The sequence below is a fragment of the Pseudaeromonas pectinilytica genome, assembly GCF_054780855.1.
In genome coordinates this window covers 1-1,740 of record NZ_BAAGVN010000229.1, presented here as the reverse complement: position 1 = coordinate 1,740, position 1,740 = coordinate 1, and the positions used below count along the sequence as shown (strand labels likewise).

Below are 1,740 nucleotides of genomic sequence, written 5' to 3'. Positions count from 1 at the left end.
CCGTCATTCCGCACCTGTTTGAAACATTATCAATCGCTTGACAGCGATCGGCTACTCTGATCTATTACTGCTTTTTGAGCAGAACTATCATGGCATCCCAAAACCCGTCCCCCTCAGCTTACGCCATCAAGAACCTCGACCATCTTGGGCTTGTTGCCGCCATGTGTCGGGAATTGCAGATTGCCCAGAGTATTGATGCTGCCTTACCCAAGACTTCTTCCCATCATGTCTCTCATGGTCAGGCTCTCGTGGCCATGATCCTCAACGGATTGGGCTTTCATAGCCGGACTCTGCATCTTTTCCCCAACTTCTTTGCCGACAAGCCTCTGGAGCGACTGATTGCCCCCGGGCTCCGGCCTGAGCACCTGAATGACGATGCGCTGGGCCGCTGTCTGGATGCGCTGTTTGAGGCCGGAGTTTCCGAGTTGTACCAAGTCCTGGCTCAGCAGGTGATCAGCAAACTGGGTCTATCGTGCCAGTCGCTGCATCTTGATATCACCAGTTTCCATGTGGATGGTCAGTATGCGTTTGAGGATGATGAGGAGAGTCAGCGCATCCAGTTGGTCAAGGGTTACAGCCGGGATCACCGGCCTGAACTCAATCAGGCCATTCTGGAGCTGATCTGTGAAAACCAGGCGGGTATTCCGGTGTACATGCAGGCGCTCAGCGGCAACACCAACGACCAGAAGGCGTTCAAAGAGGTCGCCAAGGCGCATCTGGCCAGCCTGAAGGCGGCTCAGGAGTGCCGCTATCTGGTCGGGGATGCCGCTCTGTATACGGCTGAGACGGTGATGACACTCCATGAGCAGAAGCGGCTCTTTGTCTCCCGCGTGCCAGCCAAACTCAAAGAGGCCAAGACGCTGTTGAGTTCGCTCCAGCGTGAAGCGCTCAGCCCGCTGGGCAATGGCTATGCCGGTCAATGGGTAGATGCCCAGTATGGCGATGTGCCGCAGAAATGGCTGTTACTTACCAGTGAACAGGCCCGCAAGCGTGAGCTGCATACGCTGACGAAAAATCTACTCAAGTCCACCGAGGCCTCGCTGAAGCAGTTCCAGCGGTTATGCCAGAATCGATTTAGTTGCGAGGCTGATGCCTTGGCAGCCTTGGCCGCTTTTGCCAAGGAGCAACCCTATGTCGAGATAGTGGGAGCAGCATGTGTGGCCCTGCCCGTGTACTCAGGCAAGGGGCGGCCCAAGAAAGAGCAGCAGCCGGAGCGATATGAATACCAACTGACAGGATGCGCAATGAGTGATCTGGAGCGGGTTGAGCAGGCTCGGCTGCACAGCGGCACCTTCATCCTGGCAACCAACGACTGCTCAGGTCAGTTGAGCATGAGTGACCTGCTGGATATCTACAAGTCACAGCAATCGGTAGAGCGAGGCTTTCGCTTCCTCAAGAGTCCAGAGTTTTTGACCTCATCCCTGTTTTTGAAGAAGCCGGAACGGATAGAGGCGCTGCTGATGGTGATGACCTGCAGTCTGATGGTGTATGCCGCCTTGGAGCACCGGATCCGCCGAGAATTGAAGGCGCAGAACAAGACGTTTCCCGACATGAAGAAGCAACCCGGGCAGAGCCCAACGGCAAGATGGGTGTTCCTTTGCTTTGGTGGTATCCATGAACTGAGGGTTGCAGAGGCGCCACCTATGGTATTGGGTGTAAACGCGCACCAGCGAGTCATTCTGGATTGCCTTGGTGAAGCATATCAGCGGGTTTATTCCTAAATTAGGTGCGGAATGTCGG

1 protein-coding gene is annotated in these 1,740 nt (G+C 55.3%); it reads left to right on the top strand.

The features are described from left to right. Positions 1-89: 89 nt before the first annotated feature. Positions 90-1,721 (top strand): IS1634 family transposase, encoded by a 1,632-nt coding sequence (locus ACYVG7_RS10425; protein WP_460883052.1) that lies wholly within the window; start codon positions 90-92, stop codon positions 1,719-1,721. Positions 1,722-1,740 lie beyond the last annotated feature (19 nt).

Coding starts and splice junctions, on each gene's coding strand:
- ACYVG7_RS10425 (WP_460883052.1), top strand. CDS start 90: ATGGCATCCCAAAACCCGTCCCCCTCAGCTTACGCCATCAAGAACCTC.